Source organism: Aeromonas eucrenophila (assembly GCF_000819865.1).
Taxonomy (GTDB): Bacteria; Pseudomonadota; Gammaproteobacteria; order Enterobacterales; family Aeromonadaceae; genus Aeromonas; species Aeromonas eucrenophila.
This window is the reverse complement of record NZ_CDDF01000002.1, coordinates 38,708-65,207: the sequence shown is the minus strand read 5'-3', so window position 1 is coordinate 65,207 and position 26,500 is coordinate 38,708. Positions and strand designations below refer to the sequence as shown.

Sequence of the window (26,500 nt, the reverse complement as noted above, 5' to 3'; positions counted from 1 at the left end):
AACACTCTGCCTCCCTCCATTTTTATGACAGGAAATAGCCTTGGGTCAACCAAAGCCCATACAACAGACTGGGCAAGGCGAGCCAGGGGAAAAACAGGACTCGGCCGATGAGGCTGCGGGGATGGAACCCCAACCCGTGCATCACACCACAACAGACCGCCCACATCAGCCAGGGCGCGAGCATCAGCCCGTGCTCACTGGTGTTGGCGGCGATCAGGTTCGGTGCCTGCAAGATGGCGACGCCCAGCAGGGCCGCCGCCAGCAACATCAGACCCTGCCAGGGCTGGCGCTCCAGGGGAGCGGCCAGCCGGGCAAGTCCGTCACTTATCTTCATCGATCTGACGATCCAGGTTCTCGGTGTGCTCCAGCCAGAGCGCGTTGATGATCCCAAACGCACAAGCCAGCAACAGACCCAGGATCCAGGTGAAATACCACATATCAGGGCACCTTCTTAGTAGAGCGATTGTTGGTTGTCTTCGATGTGCTTGTTGCTCACCCGGCCAAACATCTTGATGTAGGTCCAGAGGGTATAGCCCAGCACGGTCGGGACGAAGATGGCCGCGACGACCGTCATCACCTTGAGGGTGTTGAAGGAGGCGGTGGCATCCCACATGGTCAGACTCTGCGAGGGTTCCAGGCTAGAGGGCATCACGAACGGGAACATGGAGAAGCCCGCGGTCAGGATGATGCCGGCAATCGCCAGGGAGGAGCACAGGAACGCCAGCCAACCCTTGCCCAGCTTGGCCACCACGGCGGTCAGCAGGCTCATCACCAGACCCAGTACGGGGGCGGCGATCATCCAGGGATAGAGGTTGTAGTTCTGCATCCAGGCACCGGCCTGCACCACCACTTCCTTATGGAGCGGGTTGGTGACGGCGTCGGTGGCGATGTTGCCCACGATCACATAGCCGTCCATGCCGTTCACCCAGACACCGGCCAGCGCGAAGCACACCAGGGTCAGCAGGGAGAAGATCATGGCGGCGGTGCGGGAGCGAGCCAGCACTTCCCCTTCGGTCTTCATCATCAGCCAGGCGGCGCCCTGGGTCACGATCATGAACAGGCTGACCAGACCGGCCAACAGGCCAAACGGGTTGAGCAGGCCGAAGAAGTTACCCTCATAGGTCAGCATCAGGAACTGGTTGAAGCTGAACGGTACCCCTTGCAGCAGGTTGCCGAACGCCACCCCGAAGATCACCGGCGGCACGGCGCTGCCGATAAACAGCGCCCAGTCCCAGCTGGTGCGCCATTGGGAGCCTTCCATCAGGGAGCGGTACTTGAAGCCGACCGGACGGAAGAACAGCGCCATCAGGGTCAGGATCATGGCGATGTAGAAGCCGGAGAAGGCCGCCGCATAGACCATGGGCCAGGCCGCGAACAGCGCGCCACCCGCCGTCACCAGCCAGACCTGGTTGCCTTCCCAGTGCGGGCCCATGGTGTTGAGCATCACCCGACGCTCAACATCCTTCTTGCCGACGAAGGGAAGCAGGGCACCCACCCCCATATCGAAACCGTCGGTGATGGCGAAGCCAATCAGCAGGACGCCGACCAGCACCCACCAGACCAGACGCAATAATTCGTAATCAAACATGGGATCCTCTCCTTATGCCTTGCTCTGTTCGAAGTGGTACTTGCCCGTTCTCAGACTGCTTGGGCCCAGGCGCGCGTACTTGAACATCAGGTACATCTCGATGACGAGCAGCACCGTGTAGAACAGGCAGATCCCGATCAGGGAGAACCAGATCTCGGACGCAGGGATATTGGATGCGGAGACGGAGGTCGGCAGCATCTCGGCGATGGTCCAGGGCTGACGACCGTATTCCGCCACGAACCAGCCACACTCGATGGCGATCCAGGGCAGCGGGATACCCCACAGCAGCGCTTTGAGCAGCCACTTGCGCTCACCGATGCGGTGGCGGGTGCTGTCATAGAAGGCGATGCCGATCAGCAGTAGCATGGCGATGCCACAGGCCACCATGATACGGAACGCGAAGAACAGCGGGGCCACCTGCGGGATGGAGTCATCCACGGCGGACTTGATCTGCTCGTCGGTCGCGTCGGTCACGTTCGGGGTGTAGCGCTTGAGCAGCAGACCGTAGCCCAGATCCTGCTTCACTTCGTCGAAGCGGGCGCGGGTATCGTCGGACTTGTCACCAGATTGCAGCTTGGTCAGCAGGTCATAGGCGACCATGCCGTTACGCACGCGCAGCTCGTGCTCGCTCTTCAGATCCTTGAGGCCAGTCACCTGGGTATCCAGGGAACGGGTGGCGATGATGCCGAGGGCATAGGGGATCTTGATGGCGTAGTCGGTGCGCATCTCTTCCTGATTCGGGATACCGAACAGGGTGAAGGAGGCTGGCGCCGGCTCGGTGTTCCACTCGGCTTCGATGGCCGCGAGTTTCACCTTCTGCACTTCACCCGTCTCGTAACCGGACTCGTCACCCAGCACCAGCACGGAGAGGATGGAGGCCATGCCAAAGGCGGCGGCGATGGCGAAGGAGCGACGGGCGAAGGCCACATCACGATTCTTCAGCAGGTAATAAGAAGAGATGCCCAGCACGAACATGGCGCCGGTGGTGTAGCCAGCCGCGACCGTGTGGACGAACTTGACCTGAGCAACCGGGTTGAACACCAGTTCGGCGAAGCTCACCATCTCCATGCGCATGGATTCGAAGTTGAACTCGGCACCGACCGGGTTTTGCATCCAGCCGTTGGCGACCAGGATCCAGAGGGCGGAGAGGTTGGTCCCGAGCGCCATCAACCAGGTGGCAGCCAGGTGCTGACGCTTGCTGAGGCGATCCCAACCGAAGAAGAACATACCGACGAAGGTGGACTCCAGGAAGAAGGCCATCAGCCCTTCGATGGCCAGCGGAGCCCCGAAGATATCGCCGACATAGTGGGAGTAGTAGGCCCAGTTGGTACCGAACTGAAACTCCATGGTCAGCCCTGTGGTGACCCCGAGGGCAAAGTTAATCCCGAACAACTTGCCCCAGAACTTGGTCATGTCCCGGTAGACAGTGTTGTTGGTCATCACATAGACAGACTCCATGATCGCCAGGATGAAGGCCATCCCCAGCGTCAGGGGTACAAACAGGAAGTGATAAAGGGCCGTCGCGGCAAATTGGAACCGCGATAGGTCTACCACATGCTCAGCAATCATGATGTTTCCTCACCGATTATTGGCACGGCTATTTTAAGTTTTAAGGACAATGCTTCCGTTGGAAGTCCCCGAATGGTCGGTCATCACCCGGTTGATACCGATGACCAGATTCGAACGCCACCACATTAACAACAAGGCAATATACAAGAACAAAAAAAGCTAATGTTTAACATCTGGTAAACATTAGTGGTGATTCTATTCCCGCCTTTAATGACCGCTGTTTTATATCACCTTTATTTGATTGAAATCAATGTAAAACCATCACCAATACATGCCTTTTGGGGGCAACTTAAAGATCGATAATCACTAATTATGAGAGCTTGCTCACAAAAAACATGTAGCCGTAAATGTTTGATTTAAATCAATTTTAAATAATATCCGATTGGTTTCAATTCTGTTAAAAAAATAATACCCCCGCGTATTTACGGCCTCATTAACTCGATATTTACAAAATCGTACAGGCCATCCTTATTTCAATTTAAAACCAACAAAAACACATGTTTATGCTTGTCTGCGCCCAAAATCATTAATTACTTAATCTAATCTGAAACGCATAGAATTTCTTGTTTGTCCGGCCTGGGAAGAGCTCCTACAATGCGCCTCGCAGTGAGGGCACACCTCTGGATACAGGCCGGTCAATCTGGGTTCCCGGTACGTATTCGATGAACATTTCGAACCTGTTTGTTGGGATTAATGATGAAAAAGTTTGTTGCCAAGACCATACGTTACTACAAGCTTTCGTTCGTTCAGCTCTATCAAATGAACCGACTCTGAGGCCTCGCGACGGCTCCTTTGTTTTTTTCCCGGCCTGTCTCCAGACGCGCTCACTGTCTGTGAACATCCATCCTGAATTGTCTTTGCCCACCGCCTGTGCCGTGGGCTTTTTTTTGTCAGAATAGTAAAAAACCGCCCCTGGAGGCGGTTTTTGTTCAATCAGCTATTTTTATCCTTCTTCCGGCCGTTGCAGGCCGAAGTGAGCATAGGCTCTGGGGGTCGCCAACCGCCCTCTGGGGGTGCGCTGCAGATAACCTTGCTGGATGAGGTAAGGCTCAAGCACATCCTCGATGGTGTCTTTCTCTTCCCCTATGGCCGCCGCCAGGTTGTCGAGGCCCACGGGGCCTCCCATAAACTTGTCGATGACGGCCAACAATAGCTTGCGGTCCATGAAGTCGAACCCTTCGTTGTCCACGTCCAGCATGTCCATGGCGCGGGCCGCAATGGCCCCATCAATCCGGCCATCGGACTTCACCTGGGCAAAATCACGCACCCGTCTTAACAAGCGGTTAGCAATACGCGGCGTGCCGCGAGAGCGGCGGGCCACTTCCAGCGCCCCATCCCCCGACATCTCGAGACCGAGGCAGCGGGCGCTGCGCGCGACTATGTCGGTGAGATCCTTGACGTTGTAGAACTCCAGCCGCTGGACTATGCCGAAACGGTCCCGCAACGGGCTGGTCAGGGAGCCGGCCCGGGTGGTCGCCCCGATCAGGGTGAAGGGAGGCAGGTCGAGCTTGATGGAGCGGGCGGCGGGGCCCTCCCCTATCATGATGTCGAGCTGGTAGTCCTCCATGGCCGGATAGAGCACCTCCTCCACCACGGGGCTGAGGCGGTGGATCTCGTCGATGAACAGCACATCGTTCGGCTCGAGGTTGGTGAGCAGCGCCGCCAGATCTCCCGCCTTCTCCAGCACCGGGCCCGAGGTGGTCTTGATGTTGACCCCCATCTCGTTGGCGACGATGTTGGCCAGGGTGGTCTTGCCAAGGCCCGGCGGGCCGAAGATCAGCAGGTGATCCAGGGCCTCTCCGCGCTGACGGGCGGCCTCGATGAAGATCTCCATCTGGCCGCAGACGTGATCCTGACCGGTGTAATCCGCCAGCTTCCTGGGACGGATGGCCCGATCGATGACCTCATCCTCACGCCCCCCGCCGATGGCGGTGGCCGAGATAAGACGATCCGCTTCAATCATGTGCGTCTCCACGCTCGTCAAAGAACGGCGCTCTATTCATGTTCATTGTCATACCAGGCTGCGCAGGGATTCGCGGATGATGGCCTCGACCGACATCCCCTCGACGGCCACCTTGGCGACGATCTGGCTCGCCTGCTGGGGCTTGTAGCCGAGCGCCACCAGGGCGCTGGCCGCCTCTTCGCTCGCATCGGGGGCGCGCAACTGGCTCTCCTGGGCGGGCAGGCTGATGGCCGCGGGGGAGAAGAGATCGTGGCTGACCCAACCCTTGAGGCGGTCCTTCATCTCGACGACCAGCCGCTCGGCGGTCTTCTTGCCCACGCCGGGCAATTTCACCAGGGAGCTTATCTCTTCGCGCTCCACGCTCATCACAAACTGGGTGGCGGTCATACCGGACAGAATGGCCAGCGCCAGCTTGGGGCCGACCCCGTTGGTCTTGATCAACTCGCGAAACAGCGCCCGCTCCTGCTTGTGATTGAAGCCATAGAGCAACTGGGCGTCTTCACGCACCACGAAGTGAGTGTGAATGGTCGCTTCCTTGCCAAGCTCGGGCAGATCATAGAAGCAGCTCATGGGCATCTGCACCTCATAGCCCAGGCCCCCGACCTCGATCAACACCTCAGGGGGGTTCTTCTCAATCACAACGCCTCTCAAGCGACCAATCATCTTCTCTTCCTCGCCACGCAGACTCTTTTAAATTGGGTCATAGCATAAAGAATAACTGGATAAGTATCCAGCATAGGGCGGAGCGGCGACGTCGAGATCGGCTTGCTTCGGCCCTCCCTTGTTCTTCCTCCCCAACCCGGACGGATGGCCCCCATCGCACCGGCGCCTTTCCCCCGCCGGACTGAATTTAGCCCTTGGGCCACGGGGCTCGGCCTGTTAAAATTCCGCTCTTGAAATTTTCCAGGGCCAAGCCGCCCGAACTAGCGAAGGTCTACCGCGATGCGTACCAGCCAATACCTGCTTTCCACTCTCAAGGAAACCCCCTCCGACGCGGAAGTCGTCAGCCATCAGCTGATGCTGCGCGCCGGCATGATCCGCAAACTGGCCTCCGGCATGTATGCCTGGCTGCCGTCCGGCCTGCGGGTCCTGAAGAAGATCGAAAACATCGTTCGCGAAGAGATGAACAATGCTGGTGCCATCGAAGTCTCCATGCCGGTGGTGCAACCGGCGGAGCTGTGGCAGGAATCCGGCCGCTGGGATGACTACGGCCCCGAGCTGTGCCGCCTGACCGACCGCCACAACCGTCCCTTCGTGCTGGGCCCGACCCACGAAGAGGTGATCACCTCGCTGATCCGTTATGAAGTGAACAGCTACAAACAGCTGCCGCTGAACCTCTACCAGATCCAGACCAAGTTCCGTGACGAGGTCCGTCCCCGCTTCGGCGTGATGCGTGGCCGCGAATTCCTGATGAAGGATGCCTACTCCTTCCACATCAACAAAGAATCGCTGATCGAGACCTACGAGCGGATGCACGCCGCCTACTGCGCCGCCTTCACCCGCATGGGCCTGAACTTCCGTCCGGTGCAGGCCGATACCGGCTCCATCGGTGGCACCGGCTCCCACGAGTTCCAGGTGCTGGCCGAGAGCGGTGAAGACTTGATCGCCTTCTCCGATACCTCCGACTACGCCGCCAACATCGAGATGGCCGAGGCCCTGGCGCCGGCCGGTGAGCGCGCCGCCGCGACCAAAGCCCTGAGCAAGGTCGCCACCCCGGGCGTGCATACCATAGACGAGGTTGCCGCCTTCCTGAATGTTGCTCCGGCCACCATCGCCAAGACCCTGCTGGTATTGGCCGAGGCGGACGAGCACGGCAATCAGGCCGTCGTCGCCCTGGTGCTGCGCGGTGATCACGAGCTGAACGAGATCAAGGCCGAGAAGCTGCCGGGCGTCGCCAACCCGCTGACCTTCGCCAACGACGAGCAGATCAAGGCTGCCGCCGGTTGTGACGCAGGCTCCATCGGCCCGGTCGGCTTTGCCGGTCGCATCATCGCCGATCGCAGCGCCGCTCACCTGGCGGACTTCGTCTGCGGCGCCAACGAGACCGGCTTCCACCTGACCGGTGCGAACTGGGATCGCGACATCGCCACTTACGAAGTCGCCGATCTGCGCAACGTGGTGGAAGGCGACCCCAGCCCCTGCGGCCAGGGCAAGCTGCTGCTCAAGCGCGGCATCGAGGTGGGTCACATCTTCCAGCTCGGCACCAAGTACTCCGAAGCCATGAAGGCGAGCGTGCTGAACGAGGGCGGCAAGTCCGTCACCATGGAGATGGGTTGCTACGGCATCGGGGTTTCCCGCCTGGTGGCCGCCGCCATCGAGCAGAACAACGATCAGTACGGCATCATCTGGCCGGACGCCATAGCGCCGTTCGAAGTGGCCATAGTGCCGATGAACATGCACAAGTCCGAGCGCGTCGCCGAGCAGGCACAGCAGTTCTACGCCGAGCTCAAAGCCGCCGGTGTGGACGTCCTGTTCGATGACCGCAAGGAGCGCCCGGGCGTGATGTTCGCCGACATGGAGCTGCTGGGGGTTCCCCACGCCATCGTCATCGGCGATCGCGGTCTGGACAACGGCGTGGTGGAGTACAAGTGCCGCCGCTCCGGCGAGAAGCAGGAAGTGGCGATCACCGAGATCGTTGCCCTGCTCAAGGGCAAGCTGGGTCGCTAATAGCGCCAGTTAACTCCGCTTTTCTTCTTTGATAAAAAAGCCCCGGGTGTGAATTTCACCCGGGGCTTTTTATATGCTACCTGTCGCTGCTGCTTATCACAAAAACAGGGTGCCAGTTGTATCGCGATATGACGCTGTACATGAAGTGGCAGATTTCCTAGACTGACGCTCTTTATCCAGCTTGCCCGAGAATCTATGTCCACTGCCTCAGCCAATACCGTTGTCGTGCTCGATTTCGAGACCACCGGGCTCTCACCGGGACAGGGTGATAGAGCCATCGAAATTGGTGCCGTCAGAATTAAAGACGGCCATATCAGTGAACGTTTTTCGGCATTGATGAACCCTGGTTTTAACGTCAGCAGCTTTATTGAGCAATATACCGGGATCAGCAATGCCATGCTGAAACAGGCGCCACCTTGCAACGAGGTGATGGCGGACTTCGTCGCGTTTATCGGGGATGATAACCTGGTCGCCCATAATGCCTCCTTCGACAAGCGCTTTCTGGATGCGGAAATTGAGCGGCTGTCGGCGCGCTACCGTGGGCAGTTCGCCTGCTCCCTGCTGCTGTCGAGACGGCTATTCCCCGAGGCGCCCAATCATAAGCTGGGTACCCTGGTGCAATACCATAGCCTGCCCAATGACGGCGTATTTCACCGCGCGCTGGCCGATGCCGAGGTGACGGCGCACCTCTGGCTTGCCTTGTTAAAGGAATTGGACGTGCGATATGGCATTATCGACCCTGATTTTGAATTGCTGCTCACTCTCGGCAAGAAATCAAAGCATGCAGTTCACTCCTTCCTGCAGGGATATGCGACTAAGAAATGAGTCATTCGAGTTCGATTAACCCATACCCCGGAAATTAAAAGATCATTTAGCCTGGCATGGGATATATCTGGCTTATTTTAAAATAACAAAGTAGCGCAGTAATGAATTGCAACATGCCTTATAAATGTCGGCGAGGTTATTACTTCTACTTCAAGAATGACTGTTATATCCCATAAAATATGACAGTAATTAATGCATTGCCTTGCCGACCGATAAATATATCCATCTGACCATATCTCATTACAAACGCTATTACCCGAACTCGGCTGGAAATGCCCCATCTCATCGGTATCCGAGGCCTTGATAAGTACCTGCTGGGGCACAGCGCCGCCGCACCGACGAGCAAGCAGCAAGTGACCATTGCCGCTGGCATTGCCGACATCATGACCTGGCTCAAAAACAAGCGCCGCCGACGATACTTAACACTGCATTTCAATGAAAAAAGCGCGCCAGTTGGCGCGCTTTTTGTTGTGCAGGCAGCGGTTTATACCGCTTGGAACAAGCAACCTAGTCGTTGCGTCCGATAAAGAGATCGGTCACATGACAGCTGCTGCGCGATTCCAGCGCATCCAGCATGTAGGCGGCGGCGTCTTCCGGGGTCATGAAGTTGCTCGAGTCCACATGGTTCGAGTTGTCCCAGAATTCGCTGCGGATCCCGCTCGGATAGAGGTTCACCAGACGCAGCTTTGAGCCCTTGAGCTCGACCCGCAGGGACTCCAGAAAGCCGCGCATGCCCCACTTGGAGGCACAATAGAGGCTCTCGTTGGCCTTGCCGGCCTGGGCCGCGGAGGAGAGCACGCTGGCGAGCACGCCCCCCTTGCTGCCGATAAGCTTCACCGTCTGCTGGGCCACCAGTATGGTGGAGATAAGATTGCTCTCCACCACCCGGCGTATCTGCTCGGCGGTGTAGACACCTACCGGGCCGAACTCCCCCACGCCGGCGCAGTGGATCACCATCTCGGGCAAGCCACCCCAGGCCACCGCGGCGGAGAACGCCATCTCCACCTCTTCGTGGTGCGCCAGATCGGCGGCGATCCCGACCACGGCGCGACCGAGCAGTTGTTCCTGCTCCTGCAGCTTCTGATAACGGCGCCCCATCATGGAGACCTGGTGACCACGCGCTACCAGTCCTATTGTCAGTGCGCGGCCGAGGCCGGAGCCCGCACCAGTCACTATGATGTGGCCCATATTGTTACCCCTTAACGGTGGAAGCCAAAGAGTGCGCTACCTCGTCGTAACGCATCCTTGCATGCTTAGAAGCGGAACGCGGCGCCGACAAACCAGCCTTCGATGCCCTGATCCATCTCGGCGATGTCGATGGCAGCGTCACGCCAGCCGGCGCGGATCTGCATCGGGATGGAGGAGAACTGATAAGCCGCCCCGATCCGGTAGTCATAGTGATCGCCATTCTCGATGCGAGCGTCGCCGAAGAAGGAGACACCGGTGCCCGGCAGCATCACTTCTGCGCCTGTGTAGGCCATCAGCTCACCCTCGTCATAGGATTCGTTCAGGGTGTGGAACTTGCCGTCATACTGACGACCGGTCAGACCCAGATCGATCTTGAACAGGTCGTTGTTCAGCAGGCGATAGTAAAGGGTCAGATCATAGGCTTCGAGATCGTTGCTGAAGGCGCCGCCGGAGGTGCTGAAATCGGTGATCTCGAACTTGGCGTTAGGCAGCAGGAAGATGTCGTGCTCCAGTTGCAGGTAGCCAGTCCAGTTGTACTGGTCATCGTAGCTGCCGTTGGCATCCACACCGTGGATGCTGCCACTGCCCTGGGAATTCCACATATCGGCACCGGCGGCAAAACGCCAGTCATCGGCGGCCATGGCGGCGTGGCTGAACAGGGCCAACAAACTGGCGGCAATCAAAGTCTTTTTCATCATATCGCTCCCTAATGGACTGGAAAGGCCACTATTTTACCCTCTATACGGGGAATACCTAGAGTAAAAAGCTGAACAAGCGTCCAGAAATGTCAGTGCTGCATGCCTTTCATCGGCTCAACCGGCTTCACCGGCAGGCTCAGGCTGATGGTCTGACCATCGTCCAGAGTCAGGGTCAACGGGAAGGGGGTGTCCTGAGACAGCGCACGCACCTCGAACAACATGATGTGGAAACTGCCGGGCTGGAGTGCGACCTCACCCTTGGCGGGAATGGCGATCCCCTCGACCTGGCGCATCTTCATCACCCCGTTCTCGTGCAGGTGGGTATGCAGCTCGGCCCGGCCCGCGTCGGGAGAGGCGACGGCGGTCAGGGTCACGGCTTTGTCGCCATCGTTCTTGAGCACCATGAAGGCGGCCGTGTTGGGGGAGCCGAGGGGCAGCAGGCGCACATAGCCATCGACGGCCTCGACCTTGGCCAGGGCGGGGGCCGCCAACAACAGGGTCAGGATGGCGTAAAACGCACGTTTAAACATGGTTGGAATCCTTTTATGATGTTGTTAAAAGAAGCGAAGCTTACCCCTGTGGCAAGCTTTTGACAGCCTCCGATAACAAGGATTCAGACATGGCCCTCACAATTCTGACCGAGCAGCAGGATGGCTTGCTCATCCTGACCCTCCATCGGCCGGACAAGCGCAACGCCCTCAACACCGAGATGTATCAGGCCCTCACTGCCGCGCTGCATCAGGCGACTCAGGACGACAGCGTCCATGTGGTGCTGCTGCAGGGGCAGGACCATTGTTTTACCGCCGGCAACGATCTGGCCGACTTCATGGGCAAAACCAGTCTGGAGGCGGACGACCCCATCTTGCAGTTCCTGCATACCCTCGCCGATTTTTCCAAGCCGGTCATCGCCGCGGTCGCCGGCCCCGCCGTGGGCATAGGCACCACAATGCTGCTGCACTGCGATCTGGTCTATCTGGGGGACAACGCCCGGCTGCAACTGCCGTTCGTCGAGCTGGGGCTGGTGCCGGAATTTGCCTCCAGTCTCTTGTTGCCCAGGGCCGTCGGCCATCTGAAGGCGGCGGAGTTGCTGTTGTTGGCGGAAGCGATCGATGCCAGTGAAGCGCTACGGCTCGGGCTCGCCAACCGGGTGTTGCCGAGCGACTGCTTGCTGGCCTTTGCCCGGGAGCAGGGGCTGAAGCTGGCTTCCAAGCCGCCGAAGGCACTGCAAAAGAGCAAGGCCCTGCTCAAGCAGGAGCTCAGGCAGGCGGTGCACTTCGTCATCGATCTGGAGGCCCGCGCCTTCTCCCAAGCCCTGCAGGGGGAAGAGGCCCAGGAGCGCATTGCCCGCAGGCTCAAACGCTGAGTCGAGCCGCTAGTTCAGGCGGAAACGGCCGATCAGCTCGCAGCCCTGCACCTTGTCCTGCAGCTGGATCAGCTTGGCGATCTCGGGGTTGGGGTGGCGCTTCAAGAAGGAGAGCAGGGCGGCGCGGCAGCAACCCAGCTCGCTGATGAGGGACTCGCATTCGCGGTTGGGGCACTGGGGCACCAGGGCGGTGACCAGCTCGGAGGCGAGCTTGAGGTAGCGCAGCTCGTAGGCGGGCTCCTCCATGGCACGCCAGAAGTCGGCGAGGCGATGACAGGTGGCGACCCTCATGCTGGCCAGCTCGTCCAGATCGTCCGACTCCAGCTCATACACCTCCCCCAGGGCCTGCTGATAGAGGCAGATGGCCGTGCCAAGCGCCCCCTTGCCCAGGGCATTCTCCGCCTCCAGCATGTAACGCTGCCAGTTTTGATTCGTCATCTCCCTCTCCCCTGCCGACATGAGTGGAGCCTGTATCATGGCTAATTGAGAATAAATATCAACCAGACGTTTTGTGCAGGATCCGACCCACCTCTTTTTCCCGGCTTGGCATCCCCCTCCCCATCCCTTACCATCTGCTCTCTTTCGTCGGGAACCTTCTCCTCATGCAACGACCCCGTTTACCCCAGGCGCTGGGCTGCTCCACCCTGTGCGTGCCCCGCCTGCTGGTCTGGATCTATTAGCTGGCCGACGCGCGCCCGCTATAACCTGATCCATTCAACGAGGAACACAACCATGAAACCCTGCCAACACTGGTCGCAGGTCGAATACCTGCATCTGACGGTGACCAATCCCAACATCTGCCTCAAGGGGCGCCACAGCTACTACTCCGGCGCCTGGGACGGCCCCTTCGAAGAGGAGGCGGTGCGCTACCTGCACGGCGACCGTTTTAGCCGCAACCCCGACACCGGCTGGGAGCCGCTCTGGCACATAGACAAGCTCCACATCGGCGACTATGTGCAGATCGCCGCCGGCGTGAAGATCATCATGGGTGGCAACCACACCCACAACACCGGCTTCATCAGTACCTATCCGTTTGCGGATCTGGATGCACTCAAGCGCTGCTACCGCCCCGCCGGCGATACCCGCATCGGCAACGATGTCTGGATCGGCATGGAGGCCATGATCATGCCGGGCGTCACCCTGGGGGATGGCGCCATCATCGCCGCCCGCAGCCTGGTCACGGCGGATGTGCCGCCCTACTGCGTGGTGGCCGGCTCCCCCGCCAGGGTGATCCGGCAACGCTTCACACAGGAGGAGATTGCCCGGCTGCTGGCGCTGGCCTGGTGGGATTGGCCGGATGCGCAGGTGAACGCCTTGCTGCCGCTAATCCAGCAGGGCGAAGTGACGCTGCTGGAACAAGCCGCCGCCCGCTGGCAAGCCGTCGACCTGGGTGAATGACAGCGGGGCGCCCTGGCGCCCCGCATTCGTCCCATCCAGGGTTGCCGTTTAGTTGCCCGTACGCAGGGGGTTGAGGCGGCACTGCTTGCCGGGATAACCCGGCAGCCCCTCGGCCTTGCTGCTGCAGGCCAACCGCTTGGCCTGGCCGAGGCGATCCCCTAGATTGGCGGCATTGACCGGCAGCCAGTCCATCTGCTGGCCGAGCCAGCTGGCCCAGGCGAACTCGACGAAATAGACCTGATCCTTCTTGCTGAAATAGCCCGCATCCTGCAGCTGGCCCGCCAGGGAGCGATAGGGGTAATCCGGCAGCTCGCCGATCTGCTTGGGCAGTTGCTCCGGGGTCAGGGGCTGGCCCCGCTCATCCTTCAACCAGGCCCAGTGGTTGTTCTGCATCTGGCTCCAGAAGTTGGTCTTGTCCTGCAGCCGGGCTATGACTTTGACCCTCGCCTGCTTCACCCCCTGCTGCCACAGCGCCTTGGTCAGGTGGTGCCTGTCCACCAGCCAGTAGCCGCCATCGGGGGCGATGACCACGGGGATCTCTTTTTTCTTCATCAGCTTGTCGAGCTGTTCCGGGCTCTTGTCCGCCAACTCGCGCGCCGTGGCATCGACCTGCAATTGGCCCACTCCGCCCTGGGTCGGATGCAACTGCGTTATGCCCAACTCGCACCAGCTTCCCACCGCAGTCGTTGGCACGCACGGATCCAGCGCCCAGGCGCCCGGGCTCAGGAGACAAGCCAAAACTATCCATGCTCTCATTCTTCACTCCTCTCTTCCCGCGACCCGCGCGGGAGCACATAAGGTTGTAGCCCGGCTATCACGGGACTCATGCTGGCGGTCTGACCAGCAAAGGAGATATCATGATTCCCCGTCTATCGGCGATGATTTCTCGCCGACTTTTCTCCCCGCTTCACACAATTTGAAGGATTAGCCATGAAAGGATGGAGTCCCTTGCTGGCCCTGCTGGGCGCCGCCTGTGTCCAGGCCGCCGATGTTCCGCCCGGTACCCAACTCGCCGCCGAACAGGTGGTCGTGCGTCATCTCAAAGACGAGCCCACCAGCCTGAGTCCGCTCAAACTGGTCGGTCTGCCCGAGTTGCAGGTGCTGCGGGATCTCTACGAGGGGCTGCTGACCCAGGGGCCGGATGGCAAGGTGATGCCCGGCGTGGCGATGCGTTGGGAGAACAAGGACAACCGGCAATTCACCTTCCACCTGCGGCCGGATGCCCGCTGGTCCAACGGCGACGAGGTCAAGGCCAGCGATTTCGTCTATGGCTGGCGCAAGCTGGTGGATCCCAAGGAAGCCGCCACCTTCGCCTGGTTTGCCCAGCTCACCCACTTCAATAACGTGGACGAGATAGTGGCGGGCAAGCTGGCCCCCGAGGCGCTCGGGGTGCAAGCCCTCGATGACCACACCCTGCAGGTGAACCTGTCCCAGCCGGTGCCCTACTTCCTGAGTCTCTTGACCCATCCCAGCCTGTCACCCTTGCATCGAGCCAGCATGGAGCAATATGGCAGCCAGTGGACCCAGCCGGGCAAACTGGTGGGCAATGGCGCCTTCGTGCTGAACAACCGAGTGGTGAACGAGCGACTGGAGCTGACCCCAAACCCCTATTACTGGGACAGGGCCCACACTGTGCTGACCAAGGTCACCTTCGTGCCCATCAACCAGGAGAGCGCCGCCACCAACCGCTACCTGGCGGGGGATCTGCAGATCACCGAGTCCTTCCCCAAGGAGCAGTACCAGAAGCTGATGCAGCAGATCCCGGGAGAGGTCTATACCCCGGAGCAGCTTGGCACCTACTACTACGCCTTCAACACCCAGCGGGCGCCACTGGATGACGTGCGGGTGCGCAAGGCGCTCTCCTACACCATCGATCGCGGCCTCATCGCCAACAAGGTGCTGGGCACCGGCGAGAAGCCGGCCTATCACTTCACCCCGGACGTGACCGCCGACTTCGAGCCCAAACCGAACCTGCTCTCCACCAGCAGCCAGCGCGAGCTGGATGACAAAGCCAGGGCATTGCTCAAAGAGGCCGGTTATGGCCCGGACAAGCCCCTCAAGCTGACCCTGCTCTACAACACCGCCGAGATCCACAAGAAGATGGCGCTGGCCATCGCCAACCTGTGGAAGCAGAAGCTCGGTGCTCGGGTCGAGCTCACCAATCAGGAGTGGAAGACCTATCTCGACAGCCGCCAGAGTGGCCAGTTCGAGGTGATCCGCTCCTCCTGGGTCGCCGATTACAACGATCCTTCCGCCTTCCTCGGCCTCTGGGGCAGCCACCACAGCGGCAACATGGCCCGCTTCGCCAACCCCCGCTACGACGCCTTGCTGACCCAGGCTGCCAGCAGCCAGGATCCCCGCGAGCGGGCCCGCCTGTTCGACGAGGCCGAGACCATATTGCAGGAGGAGGCGCCCATCGCCCCCATCTACCAGTACACCAACGCCCGGCTGATCAAGCCCTGGCTCAAGGGCTATCCCATCAACAACCCGGAGGACGTGGCCTACAGCCGCCAGCTCTACCTTATCAAGCACTGATCCCGCTCATCAGACGCCGACACCACGGGGCCAGCCTGGCTGGCCCCGTTCAGGCACTGTCCCGTCCTCGTTTTACGGCATAGAATGCTGCCTTTCTGTCGCTAGACTTAGTGAACACGCTACCCATATGCGCACCCTACTGCTGATCCTCCTGCTCTCTCCCCTGCCCGTCCGGGCCGCCACCGAAGCCGAATGCCAGCGGGCCTTCGTCGAATGGATGCTGGATCAGCAACAGCAGTTCAGCGATCGCAAGGCCAGCAAGATGGCGCGGCGCAACGCCGAGCGCACCATAGATCAGGCTCGCGATGAGTACGCCAAACAGGAGAGCTTCTGCCAGACCATGGCCTGGGTCGCAGGCGACCAGCGCCAGGATCCGCGCTTCAAGCCGAGAGAGGGAGAAATCCACGATTTCACTCCCCTGCATTGAGCCCGACTTGAATAAGCCTTTGCGTTGTCTCTTTTCAATCTTCCCAGTGGCGATTAATTGACCTAAGCCAAGGTGGGGCCATGGCCCGCATCTACAATGAAGCCGTAACAACCACACAAAATAAAAACAAATTTATCAGTTACTTGGCTCAAATCAGGATGCGCACATGACCACAACCCAGCGAGAAGGGGAGATCCGTTTCCCCGACCACATATCACTGATCTCGACCACGGATCCCGCCAGCCACATCACCTATGCCAACCAGCACTTCTGCGACGTGGCCGGTTACAGCGCCAGCGAGATGGACGGGGTCCCCCACAATCTGGTGCGCCACCCGGACATGCCCAAGGCCGCCTTTGCCGACATGTGGCGCCGGCTGCAGCAAGGCAAGAGCTGGATGGGGCTGGTGAAGAACCGCGCCAAGAGCGGCCAGTTCTACTGGGTCAACGCCTATGTCACCCCCATCCTCAACGAGCGGCAGCAGATCATCGAGTACCAGTCGGTGCGCACCCGCCCGAGCGAGCAGGACATCGCCTGGGCGGAACGGCTCTATGCCCGCATCCGGGCGGGCAAGGCCCTGCCCTGGCTCAGCCGCTTCGCCCTGGAGCCGGGTCAGCTCAGCCTGTTGCTGTCGGCCACAGCCCTGCTCGGGCTGGGCACCAGCCTGGTCACGGGGCAGCCCTGGTGGAGCCTGATCCCCCTGCTCTGCCTGCTGGGGCAGATGGCCCATGGCTGGCACCTGCAACAACGGCTGGCAAAGCTGCTGGCCGCGGCGGGGGAGGAGCTCGGCACCCCGCTCTGCCAGGTGCTCTACACCAGGCGGCGGGACAGCCTGGGGGCCATCGAACTGCTGCTGCGCATGAAGAAGGCCGAGCTCAGGGCCGTGGTGGGGCGCAGCGCCGACACCAACCAGCAGATCCTGCAGGCCGCCGAGGATGACAGGGGCCATATCCAGACCATAGACACCCACCTGCAGCAGCAGCGCGTGCAGAGCGAGCAGCTGGCCGCCGCCATCACCGAGATGAGTCACTCCATCCGCGACGTGGCCAACAGCGCCCATCAGGCCAATGCGCTGGTGAGCGAGGTGCAGCAGGTCTCCGCCAGCGGCCAGCAGGCGCTGGCCACCACCCGCTCATCGGTCAACCGGCTCCACCACGAGCTGGATGCCAGCCAGGGCGTGTTGGCCCGGCTGACCCAGGACAGCCAGAAGATCAGCGGGATCCTGGAGGTGATAGGCCAGATAGCGGATCAGACCAACCTGCTCTCCCTCAACGCGGCCATCGAGGCGGCGCGCGCCGGCGAGCAGGGACGCGGCTTTGCGGTGGTGGCCGACGAGATCCGGGCGCTGGCCCAGAAGACCCGCAGCTCCACCGGCGAGATCAGCGACATGATAGGGGCGCTGCAACAGAGCACCCAACAGCTGGCCGATGGCATGATCCAGGGGGCCCAGACCTCGGCTCTCTGCCAGCAACACATGGGGGCCACCGCCGAGGTGCTGGACCAGATCAACCAGATGCTGGCCCAGGTCACCCACACCAGCGACGAGATAGCCCAGGCCGTCAGCCAGCAGGCGGACGTCACCAGCACCCTGGATCAGGGGATCCACCAGATCCACCAGCTCGCCAACCACACCGCCGACAGCAGCCGACAGGCGCTGGATGGCATCACCCTCTTGGTGGAACGGCTGCAAAACCTCTCCCGCCTGATCAACCAGTTCCACGACTAAGCCCGCTCCCCGTGTAGCCAGGCGCGTCTCAAGACGCGCTTCTGTTTTCCCCGCCTTCCCCGTCAAATACTCCCCATATGGGGCCTTTCATTTATTTGTAACAAAAATGTAAATGAAATGACCTCTGTGCCCGCCATAACAGTCAGTTTCCACCGTGCCTCGACCAAAAGGACTTCAATGATGCACCACCCCCTCCGTTATGCCGCCCTGCTGCTCGCCGGCTCCCTGCCGTTGCAGGCGCTGGCCGATACCGATGTCTATCTCACCAACAACGGCCCCGAGCCCCTGCAGCTGGAGATCCGCCAAAGTGGCAGCGGCCAGTTGCAGCAAGGCAGCCAGTGGACTCAGCACAGGACGGAGCTGGGCCCCTGGGAGAGCGCCATGGTGCTCAGCTTCAACCGCTATGAAGGAGTGAAAGCGGGCAAGAACTATCTGTTCGAGACCCGGGTCACCACGGCCGGCGGCGACGTCTACCGCCTCAACCAGTTGATGGAGGGCACCTGGTGGAACACCACCTTGCAGCACGGCGGCGAGACACCCACCGGCGCCTCCGGCTGGCAGAGCGATCGCGTCCTGCACCGTACCGAGGGCCCCCAGGAGCTGGCCTTCGCCGCCAAGTTCACCGGCCGCTACGACGATCTGCACTATATGCTGACCCCGCCTCAGCCCCGGGAGCAGCCGGAGCCGGCGGAAGACAAACTGAAGGTCGCCAGCTACAACGTCTGGGCCCTGCCGGTGATCGCCTCCAGCATAGGAGAGCGGCTGACCCTGCTGCCCGCACACCTCAAGGGCTATGACGCCCTGCTGCTGCAGGAGGTGTTCGACGGCCGCCGCGCGGGCTTCCTGCAGGCCCTGGCGAAGGAGTATCCCTACCAGACCAAGGTGCTCGACAAGCCGGGCATCAACATCCACGACGGCGGCGTGGTGATCGTCAGCCGCTACCCCATAGTGCGGGAGGCCCAGCTGGTCTATCCCCAGTGCACCGGCACCGATTGTTTCGCCGACAAGGGGGTCATGTATGCGGAGGTGATCAAGGGCGGCAAGGCCTGGCACCTGTTCGCCACCCACACCGCCAGCTTCGACACGGACGAGGCGCGCAGGCTGCGCCAGATCCAGTTCGGCCAAATTCGCTCCCTGGCCGCCAGCCTCAAGATCCCGGCCACGGACACCGTCATCTATGGCGGCGACTTCAACGTCAACAAGCGCAAGTTTGCCGATGACTACGCCAACATGCTGGCCAATCTGAATGTCCATGCCCCCGCCTATGGCGGCTACACCGAGGCGACCTTCGACCCCAGGCTCAACCCCTATGCCGGCGGCCCCCTCTCCGGTGGCGCCAACGTCGAATACCTGGACTACCTGCTGGTGAGTCGGGAGTACGGCGCCGCCAGCCATAACCTCAACAGCGTCTGGATCCCCCGCACCAGCGATGGCAGCCTCTGGCCCGCCAGCAACCTCTCGGATCACTTCCCGGTCAAGGGGGAGATCAGCCGATGAGACGGCGCCACGGAGCCCTGGCGCTGGCCACAGTGTCGCTGCTGTTGCTCTACCTGATTGGGCAGGACGAACCGGCCGCCGCCAGCAATGCCAGCCAGGCCAGCGCCAGCCCGCAGCAGGCGGCCCTGGTCCCCTCCAAGCCGGCGCAAGCAGATCCGCCACCGTTGGTGGTTGCTGCCAGCCAGACAACCGTCGGGGACCAGCCCCGCAGTTGGCGACCACTGTCCGAGGAGGCCGAGGAGCGACTCGCCAGTGAGATCCAGGAGAGCGACCAGCCGCTGGATGAGCGGCTGGAGAACCTGAGAAATGTGGAGGGACAGTGGCCGAGCGAGGGGGAGAGCCTGGCCCTGCTGCAGGGGCGCTACGCCGAGGCGCTGGCGCAATTGGCCAGGGATGGCGAGCAGTTGACCCTGACCGAGCGGCTGGCCGCCCTGACCCGATTGCAGGACGAGTGGGCTACGCAGTACCCGGATCTGGCGGCAGACCTGTTCAACCCGGACGCCAGATTGCTGCAGGCGCGCCAGCTGTGGGGGGATGAGGAGCTGGAAACCCTGACTCGCCACTTCCTGCCCAGCGAACGGGCCGATGCCAGCCTGGCGTTTGCCGGCCAGCGTCAGCAGCAGCTGGATCAACGAGCCCGCTATCAGCAGCAACTGGCCGAGCTGGAGCAGCAGTTGGCGGCGAGCCAGGGCGCCATGGACGGCGATCGCTGGCAGCAACACAGGGAGGAGGTACTCGGCCAGTGGCGGCGTGACTTCTTCGCTCAGGAGCAGGCCCAGCACTAGATCAACCATCAAGCGGCGCTATGCGGTGCCAGCAAGGCGTCATAAAGAAGGGCCCGCATTTGGGCCCTTTTCTTGTCACGCCAAGCCATCAGGCCAGGGGATAGCTGGCATCCAGCGCGTTCTCACAACGCCAGTTGGCCCAGAGTTTGCCATCGCTACCCATCTGCAGGGTCGCGAAGTTGCGGGTGCGCAGATAGACGGGGGCGCCAAACGGCTTGATGAGTTCGGTGCGGATCAGCCGGCTCTCGTCGAGGTATTCGGGGTTGTCGTTGGTCATGGCGAGGATCCCCGTCCACTGGAACTGGGTCGGACAGGGATGCACTATGCCGGAGGAGACCAGCTGGTGCACGTTCAGCACTCCCTTCACCCGCCTGTCCTGGATGACACCGAGGCAACCCACGTGCACATCCCCGGACAGGATCAGGGTCTTCGACTCGACCTTGCCCGCCTTGTCGCTCTTGCGCCGTGCGCGGGCGTTGTCCAGCAGCCGCATGATGAGGCGGGCCCGCTCCCCCTCGTGGGCCTTGGCGCGCCAGTGATCCTTGAGATCGTCGGTCAGCTCCTCCTCCCAGGGGGTGGCATCCAGCGCAGCCTCGGTGAAGGAGAAGTCCCGATAGACCACGGGCACCCCTGTCATCACCAGCAAATGCCCCGAGTCGCAGGCGGCCAGCGCCTCATTGACCTGATCCCACTGGCCCCGGCTCATCACCTGGGTCAGGGTGCGGGTCGCCCTGTTGTCCAGGGCCAGGATCTGGTAGCCCCGAAAGCTCAGCCGCCAGGAGTGGTGCGTCAGGCCGGCATCGAGTAGCCCGGCATTGGCACCGGAGCGCAGCTGGAACAACCGGAAGTATTTGGCCGCGGCGGCGTAGATGGCCTGATAGACCTCGCAGCCCTGCAGGTCGGCGGGGTAACTGCCCCAACCATCGAAGATGTCGTGATCATCCCACATCATGGCGCTGGGGATGGAGGCCAGCATGCGCGCCACCTCGGGGCGGCTCCACTGCTTGCAGTAGAGCTCGCAATAGAAGCGGTCGAGCTGCTCCGCCATGGTGCGGGTCGCCTTGCGCTTGACCTTCTCCGACCTGTCCAGCTCATTCCAGGCCTTGAGGGTCGGCACCGTGGTCCAGAGGGAATCGGCATAGACCTGATCACCCCCCATCAGCAGCAGAGCGAAGGGATTGCTCCCGTGCTCGGCGGCCAGCCGGTCCCACATGGCGTAGGGCCTGGGGGTGGAGGTGAGCAGCTTGAAGTCGGAGAAACCGTTGCAGGAGGCATAGCCGATGTGCACCTTGTCCTGCTTCCCCGGCAGATGAAACTGCCACTGGCTGAGCCCGGCCAGATCCTGGGCCGGCTCGCCATCCAGCAGGATCTCGTAGCCGACCGTGCTGCCCTCGGCCTTCAGGGGCGCCTTCCAGACCGCTCGCCAGAAACCCCCCTTGGGGGTGTCCGCCTGCTTGCTCGCCGCCAGCGACTTGCCATTGACCCTGACGCTGGCGTCCTTGCAGCTTGCCTCCGCCAGAAAACAGAAACTGTATTGCGTCTCCGACTCGAGCCCCAACAGGGGGCCCATTACCAAAGTTGCCATCCGCTATCCCTCCATGATTGACCCCATGGAGCATAGTGAAACCGGCGTCTTTTGATACTGCCCAGCCGGGCAGCCGGGCCGGAAAACCGTCTGAAGGGCTAGGGAAGCGTCAGACCTTGCCCTTGAACTGCTTGACGCTGCGCTTGTTGGCGGTGCGACGGTTCGCCTGCTTGTCCCGAGGCGCCCGTTTGCCCTCGCCGCTGGCGGGCTGGTCGGTCACCGGGAAGCCGGGCAAGTCACCGAGGGGCAGTTCGCGCCCGGTCAGGGTGCGGATGGCCGCGAGCGTCTCGGCCTCGCCGTGGCAGACCAGCGACATGGCCAGCCCCTTGCGCCCGGCCCGGGCGGTACGGCCGATGCGATGCACATAGACGGGGGCGCTGGCGGGCAGATCCAGGTTGATCACCACCGGCAACGCCTCCACGTGGATACCGCGGGCCATCAGATCCGTGGCCACCAGCACTCGCACCTTGCCGGCCTTGAAATCCGCCAACGCCTGCTCCCGCGCGACCTGATCCTTGTCTCCGTGCAGGGCCGCCACCTTGATGCCCGCCTTGGCGAGCTTGCGGGCCACCCCATCGGCATCGTCCCTGGCGCTGATAAACACCAGCACCTGAGACCAATCCTGCTCCTTGAGCAAGCTGATGAGAGCCGGCACCTTGCTGCTCTTGTTGACCAGATAGAGCCGCTCCTCTATCTCGCTCACCAGGCTGTTCACCGGATCCACCTCGATGCGCTGCGGGTTCGTCAGCAGGCCGGTGGCCAGGCTCTCCAGCTCGGTTGGCAGGGTAGCGGAGAACAGCAGATTCTGGCGCTCGGCGGGCATGGCATTCATCAACCACTGGATATCGGGCCAGAAGCCCATCTCCAGCAGGCGATCCGCCTCGTCCAGCACCAGGCACTGCAGGTTGCTCAATCCCAGCACACGCTGCGCCAGCAGATCCCGCAGCCGCCCCGGGGTCGCCACCAGCAGTTGCGGCCCCAGCGCCAGCTCGGCCTGTTGCAGCTCCTGCGCCACGCCCCCGCACAGGGTCAGCACGCGCAGCCCCAACCCCTCGGCAATCCCCTGCAGCGCGTCCGTCACCTGCAGCGCCAGCTCACGGGTCGGCACCAGCACCAGCCCCTGCACCCGATCGGAGGCCGGATCCAGCCGCTGCAACAGCGGCAAGCCGAACGCCAGGGTCTTGCCGCTGCCGGTCTGGGCCAGCGCCAGCAGATCCTGCCCCGCCAATGCCGCTGGTATTGCCAGCTGCTGAATGCGGGTCGGGTGTTGCAGGGTGGCGGGCAAGGCGGCCAATAAAGCCGGGGCCAGGGTCAGTTCACTGAAGGTCATGGGAGTGTCGGATCAAGGAGTGGGAGGCGAAGTCTAGCCAGACCCATCCCATAAGTAAAAGGGTGCGACCGGATGCGCCGAAACCCGCAATAAAAAACGGCCCGCTCAGGGAGCGGGCCGTGTTGCATCAATCTGCGTCAGCTATCAGGCCAGGGCAGCCAGGGCTGCGGCGTAATTCGGCTCGTCGGCGACTTCGGCGACCAGCTCGCTGTGCAGCACCTTGTTGTCAGCGTCCAGCACGACGATGGCGCGGGCGGCCAGGCCAACCAGCGGGCCGGAGGAGAAGGCCACACCGTAGTCTTGCAGGAAGGAGACGCCACGCAGGGTGGACAGGCTCACGACCTTGTCCAGGCCTTCGGCGCCGCAGAAGCGGGACTGGGCGAACGGCAGATCGGCGGAGATGCACAGCACAACGGCGTTGTTCAGGGCGCTGGCCTGCTCGTTGAACTTGCGTACTGAGGTGGCGCAGGTCGGGGTATCGACGCTCGGGAAGATGTTCAGGATCTTGCGCTGACCGGCGTAGGCCGCCAGGGTCACGTCAGACAGATCCTTGGCAACCAGGGAGAAAGGCTTGGCCTGCTCACCGGCAACGGGGAAATGGCCGGAAACGGAAACAGGGTTGCCTTGCAGGGTAACGGTATTGCTCATTGTTGTGTCCTTGATTATCGAGGGAGGATCAGGGCTCCCAGTATAGGCGCTGCCGACGGGGACAAACACCCGCCAACAAGAGGGATTTATCCCTTGGCCCGCGTCAACGGATCCTGCCAGTGCCGACAGGGTGAATTAGTGTCTTGACCTTGGACTAAACACCAAGGTTTACACTCGGCTCAATCATCCAGGGTTTCGCACCGGCGGGATCCATCCAAGAGGGACACATGATGAGCAAAACCTGCTGCAACCATTCACAGGCCTCCCCCATCAAGGCGGTCAGCAAGGCAGCCACGCCTCAAACCGAGCACAGCCACGACAGCCACTGCTGCGACAACGCGGCCCCGGTCGGCTGCAGCGCCGCAGCGGCCTCCCCTGCCCATCAGGAGCAGGGGCCGGGAGATGACGAGCCCCCCAGAGGGGGCTGTCAGAGCCAGGGTTGCTGCGACTCGCAGCTTGCTCATGACCATACCAACCATGCTGACCATGCTGACCATGGTCATCATGACCATGACGAGGCTTCCGACGAGCGCGCCCCTTTGCACGAGCCAGAGCAGAACAGCCGCCGCCACAGCTGGCAGGTGCTGGGCATGGACTGCCCCAGCTGCGCCCGCAAGATAGAGACCGCCGTCAGCCGGGTGGCTGGCGTGCAGCAGGCCCGCGTGTTGTTTGCCACCGAGAAGCTGGTGGTGGATCTGGCCCCCGGCCTCTCCCCCGATCCCATCACGGCCGCCGTGTTGGCCGCGGGTTTCCAGCTCAAGGGGAATTCTCAGACCAACACCGATACCAAACGCCACAGCCCCTTGCTGACGCTGCTCGGCAAATACTGGCAGCCCCTGTCGCTGGCCGGTCTGATGCTGGCGGCGGCCCTGTTGCCCGACACCCTCGGCAAGCCGCTGTTTATCCTGGCGACTCTCTGGGGGCTCTGGCCCGTCGCCCGCAAGGCCTGGGCCCTGACCAAAAGCGGCTCCCCCTTCGCCATCGAGACCCTGATGACGGTGGCGGCGCTCGGCGCCCTCTTCCTCGGCGAGACCGCCGAGGCGGCCATGGTGTTGCTGCTGTTCATGTTGGGAGAACATCTGGAGGCCTATGCCGCCGGCCGCGCCCGCGCCGGGGTCAGCGCCCTGATGGCACTGGTGCCCGACAAGGCGCTGCGCATCCGCCCCACGCCAACTGGTGATGTGCGCGAAGAGGTGGCAGCCGACGCACTGCGTCCAGGCGACATCATAGAGATAGCCCCGGGTGCCCGCCTGCCCGCCGATGCCCGCCTGCTCGATGCTCTCGGGGCCTTTGATGAAAGCGCCCTGACCGGTGAGTCGATCCCGGTGGAACGCCGCCAGGGCGACAAGGTGGCCGCCGGCAGTCTGGCGGCGGATAGAGTGCTGCGTCTCGAGGTGGTCTCGGAGCCCGGCAATAACGCCATCGACCGCATCCTGCATCTCATCGAGGAGGCCGAGACCCAGCGCGCGCCCATAGAGCGCTTCATCGACCGCTTCAGCCGCTGGTACACCCCGGCCATGATGCTGGTCGCCCTGCTGGTGATGCTGGTGCCACCGCTGGCCTTCGGCCAGAGCTGGGACGAGTGGATCTATCGCGCCCTGGCCCTGCTGCTCATCGGCTGTCCCTGCGCTCTGGTCATCTCGACTCCGGCGGCGGTGACCTCGGCCCTGGCGGCCGCGACCCGACAAGGGGCCCTGATCAAGGGGGGGGCCGCGCTGGAGCGGCTGGCCCATGTCGACACCGTTGCCTTCGACAAGACCGGTACCCTGACCCTGGGCAAGCCACAGCTAACCGATTTCATCTCCCTGAACGGCCAACCCGAGAGCGAGTTGCTGGCACTGGCCGCCGCCATCGAACAGGGCTCCCATCATCCTCTGGCCCGCGCCGTGGTCGCCGCAGCCAAGGAGCAGGGATTGCGTCTGGCCGAGGCCAGGGATCTGCGCGCCCTGCCCGGCATGGGGGTGGAGGGACGCATCGACGGCGCCCTCTGGCAGCTGCTGGCACCGAGTCGGATCCCGTCCCTGGAGCCGGCGCTTCATGCCCAAATTGCCACCCTGGAGGCACAAGGCAAGACGGTGGTGGTGCTCACACAGGCAGATGCCGCACCCGCCGCCCTGCTGGCACTGCGCGACCAGATCCGGCCAGAGGCCGCGGCGGCGCTGCAAGAGCTTCGCGAGCTCGGGCTGCAGAGCATCATGCTCACCGGGGATAACCCCCGCGCCGCCGAAGCCATCGCCGGCGAGCTAGGCATGATGTGGCGCGCCGGGCTGCTGCCGGAGGGCAAGGTGGAGGAGATAGCCAGGCTTGCCCAGACACAGAAAGTGGCCATGATAGGGGACGGCATCAACGACGCCCCCGCCATGAAGCGAGCCAGCATCGGCATCGCCATGGGAGGCGGCACCGACGTGGCGCTGGAGACCGCAGACGCGGCTTTGACCCACAACCAGCTCGGCGGCCTTGCCGCCATGATCCGGCTGTCGCGCGCCGCGCTCGCCAACATCCACCAGAACATAGCGCTGGCACTGGGGCTCAAGGCCATCTTCCTGGTCACCAGCCTGCTCGGCATCACCGGCCTGTGGATTGCGGTGCTGGCCGATACCGGCGCCACCGCCCTGGTCACCGCCAACGCCCTGCGCCTGCTGCGCAAGCGCTGAGACACCTGGCCCGGACTGGCCCAAACAAAAAGCCGCAACCCCGGGTTGCGGCTT

General features: G+C 62.1%; 25 protein-coding genes. 11 read left to right on the top strand and 14 right to left on the bottom strand.

Annotation, left to right across the window (positions count from 1 at the left end; translation table 11 throughout):
- Positions 1–22 precede the first annotated feature (22 nt).
- The 6 genes from BN1124_RS03215 to ruvA all read right to left on the bottom strand — a co-directional run bounded on the left by BN1124_RS03215 (position 23) and on the right by ruvA (position 5,783).
- Positions 23–334, bottom strand: coding sequence for a cyd operon YbgE family protein (locus BN1124_RS03215; protein ID WP_042639133.1), 312 nt, complete (start codon positions 332–334; stop codon positions 23–25).
- A complete protein-coding gene (gene cydX / locus BN1124_RS20630; protein ID WP_005331536.1) occupies positions 321–437 on the bottom strand; it encodes a cytochrome bd-I oxidase subunit CydX in 117 nt (38 codons plus the stop codon). Before cydX ends, BN1124_RS03215 begins: the two co-directional genes overlap by 14 nt.
- A gap of 14 nt (positions 438–451) precedes the next feature.
- Positions 452–1,588, bottom strand: a complete 1,137-nt coding sequence (cydB, locus tag BN1124_RS03205; protein WP_042639130.1) for a cytochrome d ubiquinol oxidase subunit II — start codon at positions 1,586–1,588, stop codon at positions 452–454.
- A gap of 12 nt (positions 1,589–1,600) precedes the next feature.
- Positions 1,601–3,157: a cytochrome ubiquinol oxidase subunit I gene (cydA, locus tag BN1124_RS03200; protein ID WP_042639128.1), complete on the bottom strand. Its 1,557-nt coding sequence runs from the start codon at positions 3,155–3,157 to the stop codon at positions 1,601–1,603.
- A 943-nt stretch (positions 3,158–4,100) separates the two neighbouring features.
- Complete coding sequence (gene ruvB, locus BN1124_RS03195; protein WP_042639126.1) at positions 4,101–5,120, bottom strand: Holliday junction branch migration DNA helicase RuvB; 1,020 nt, start codon at positions 5,118–5,120, stop codon at positions 4,101–4,103.
- A 48-nt stretch (positions 5,121–5,168) separates the two neighbouring features.
- On the bottom strand, positions 5,169–5,783 hold the full coding sequence (gene ruvA, locus BN1124_RS03190; protein WP_042639124.1) for a Holliday junction branch migration protein RuvA: 615 nt from the start codon (positions 5,781–5,783) through the stop codon (positions 5,169–5,171).
- A 279-nt stretch (positions 5,784–6,062) separates the two neighbouring features.
- On the opposite strand from ruvA, the gene BN1124_RS03185 reads away from it, so the two are divergent.
- From BN1124_RS03185 to BN1124_RS21125, 3 genes are all read left to right on the top strand, one after another.
- Positions 6,063–7,787 carry a proline--tRNA ligase gene (locus BN1124_RS03185; RefSeq protein ID WP_042639122.1) on the top strand — a complete coding sequence of 575 codons (1,725 nt, stop codon included), beginning with the start codon at positions 6,063–6,065 and terminating at the stop codon, positions 7,785–7,787.
- 195 nt (positions 7,788–7,982) lie between these two features.
- Positions 7,983–8,612 carry a 3'-5' exonuclease gene (locus BN1124_RS03180; RefSeq protein ID WP_042639120.1) on the top strand — a complete coding sequence of 210 codons (630 nt, stop codon included), beginning with the start codon at positions 7,983–7,985 and terminating at the stop codon, positions 8,610–8,612.
- Positions 8,613–8,884: 272 nt separating this feature from the next.
- On the top strand, positions 8,885–9,139 hold the full coding sequence (locus BN1124_RS21125; RefSeq protein ID WP_156128030.1) for a hypothetical protein: 255 nt from the start codon (positions 8,885–8,887) through the stop codon (positions 9,137–9,139).
- Here the strand turns inward: BN1124_RS21125 and BN1124_RS03175 are convergent.
- From BN1124_RS03175 to BN1124_RS03165, 3 genes are all read right to left on the bottom strand, one after another.
- Complete coding sequence (locus BN1124_RS03175) at positions 9,120–9,800, bottom strand: SDR family oxidoreductase (RefSeq protein WP_042639118.1); 681 nt, start codon at positions 9,798–9,800, stop codon at positions 9,120–9,122. The genes BN1124_RS21125 and BN1124_RS03175 overlap by 20 nt on opposite strands.
- Before the next feature lie 65 nt (positions 9,801–9,865).
- Positions 9,866–10,495: a TIGR04219 family outer membrane beta-barrel protein gene (locus BN1124_RS03170; RefSeq protein ID WP_042639116.1), complete on the bottom strand. Its 630-nt coding sequence runs from the start codon at positions 10,493–10,495 to the stop codon at positions 9,866–9,868.
- A gap of 92 nt (positions 10,496–10,587) precedes the next feature.
- The gene (locus tag BN1124_RS03165; RefSeq protein WP_042639115.1) at positions 10,588–11,028 is read right to left on the bottom strand and encodes a copper chaperone PCu(A)C; all 441 of its coding nucleotides are present in this window, start codon (positions 11,026–11,028) and stop codon (positions 10,588–10,590) included.
- A gap of 89 nt (positions 11,029–11,117) precedes the next feature.
- On the opposite strand from BN1124_RS03165, the gene BN1124_RS03160 reads away from it, so the two are divergent.
- Positions 11,118–11,861: an enoyl-CoA hydratase-related protein gene (locus tag BN1124_RS03160; RefSeq protein WP_042639113.1), complete on the top strand. Its 744-nt coding sequence runs from the start codon at positions 11,118–11,120 to the stop codon at positions 11,859–11,861.
- Positions 11,862–11,870: 9 nt separating this feature from the next.
- Here the strand turns inward: BN1124_RS03160 and BN1124_RS03155 are convergent, their stop codons facing one another.
- Positions 11,871–12,299 (bottom strand): DUF2753 family protein, encoded by a 429-nt coding sequence (locus tag BN1124_RS03155; protein WP_042639112.1) that lies wholly within the window; start codon positions 12,297–12,299, stop codon positions 11,871–11,873.
- Positions 12,300–12,593: 294 nt separating this feature from the next.
- Here BN1124_RS03155 and BN1124_RS03150 point away from each other — a divergent pair, with 294 nt between their 5' ends.
- Complete coding sequence (locus BN1124_RS03150; RefSeq protein WP_042639109.1) at positions 12,594–13,259, top strand: CatB-related O-acetyltransferase; 666 nt, start codon at positions 12,594–12,596, stop codon at positions 13,257–13,259.
- Positions 13,260–13,307: 48 nt separating this feature from the next.
- Here the strand turns inward: BN1124_RS03150 and BN1124_RS03145 are convergent, their stop codons facing one another.
- Positions 13,308–14,015 (bottom strand): ParB-like protein, encoded by a 708-nt coding sequence (locus tag BN1124_RS03145; protein ID WP_042639107.1) that lies wholly within the window; start codon positions 14,013–14,015, stop codon positions 13,308–13,310.
- A 174-nt stretch (positions 14,016–14,189) separates the two neighbouring features.
- Between BN1124_RS03145 and BN1124_RS03140 the strand changes: the two genes are divergently transcribed.
- From BN1124_RS03140 to BN1124_RS03120, 5 genes are all read left to right on the top strand, one after another.
- Positions 14,190–15,794 carry a peptide ABC transporter substrate-binding protein gene (locus tag BN1124_RS03140; protein ID WP_042639105.1) on the top strand — a complete coding sequence of 535 codons (1,605 nt, stop codon included), beginning with the start codon at positions 14,190–14,192 and terminating at the stop codon, positions 15,792–15,794.
- A 127-nt stretch (positions 15,795–15,921) separates the two neighbouring features.
- The gene (locus BN1124_RS03135; protein WP_042639104.1) at positions 15,922–16,221 is read left to right on the top strand and encodes a hypothetical protein; all 300 of its coding nucleotides are present in this window, start codon (positions 15,922–15,924) and stop codon (positions 16,219–16,221) included.
- A 166-nt stretch (positions 16,222–16,387) separates the two neighbouring features.
- A complete protein-coding gene (locus BN1124_RS03130) occupies positions 16,388–17,947 on the top strand; it encodes a methyl-accepting chemotaxis protein (RefSeq protein WP_042639102.1) in 1,560 nt (519 codons plus the stop codon).
- A 180-nt stretch (positions 17,948–18,127) separates the two neighbouring features.
- Positions 18,128–19,444 carry a sphingomyelin phosphodiesterase gene (locus BN1124_RS03125; RefSeq protein WP_042639100.1) on the top strand — a complete coding sequence of 439 codons (1,317 nt, stop codon included), beginning with the start codon at positions 18,128–18,130 and terminating at the stop codon, positions 19,442–19,444.
- Positions 19,441–20,229, top strand: coding sequence for a hypothetical protein (locus BN1124_RS03120; RefSeq protein WP_042639097.1), 789 nt, complete (start codon positions 19,441–19,443; stop codon positions 20,227–20,229). The genes BN1124_RS03125 and BN1124_RS03120 overlap by 4 nt, the downstream gene beginning before the upstream one ends.
- 88 nt (positions 20,230–20,317) lie before the next feature.
- On the opposite strand, the gene BN1124_RS03115 is transcribed toward BN1124_RS03120, so the two are convergent.
- From BN1124_RS03115 to tpx, 3 genes are all read right to left on the bottom strand, one after another.
- Complete coding sequence (locus tag BN1124_RS03115) at positions 20,318–21,814, bottom strand: alkaline phosphatase D family protein (protein WP_042639096.1); 1,497 nt, start codon at positions 21,812–21,814, stop codon at positions 20,318–20,320.
- Positions 21,815–21,923: 109 nt separating this feature from the next.
- Positions 21,924–23,144 (bottom strand): DEAD/DEAH box helicase, encoded by a 1,221-nt coding sequence (locus BN1124_RS03110; protein WP_042639094.1) that lies wholly within the window; start codon positions 23,142–23,144, stop codon positions 21,924–21,926.
- A 144-nt stretch (positions 23,145–23,288) separates the two neighbouring features.
- Positions 23,289–23,792: a thiol peroxidase gene (gene tpx / locus BN1124_RS03105; RefSeq protein ID WP_042639092.1), complete on the bottom strand. Its 504-nt coding sequence runs from the start codon at positions 23,790–23,792 to the stop codon at positions 23,289–23,291.
- A gap of 230 nt (positions 23,793–24,022) precedes the next feature.
- On the opposite strand from tpx, the gene BN1124_RS03100 reads away from it, so the two are divergent.
- Entirely contained in the window at positions 24,023–26,446 is a 2,424-nt protein-coding gene (locus tag BN1124_RS03100; RefSeq protein ID WP_042639152.1) for a zinc/cadmium/mercury/lead-transporting ATPase, read from the top strand.
- Positions 26,447–26,500 lie beyond the last annotated feature (54 nt).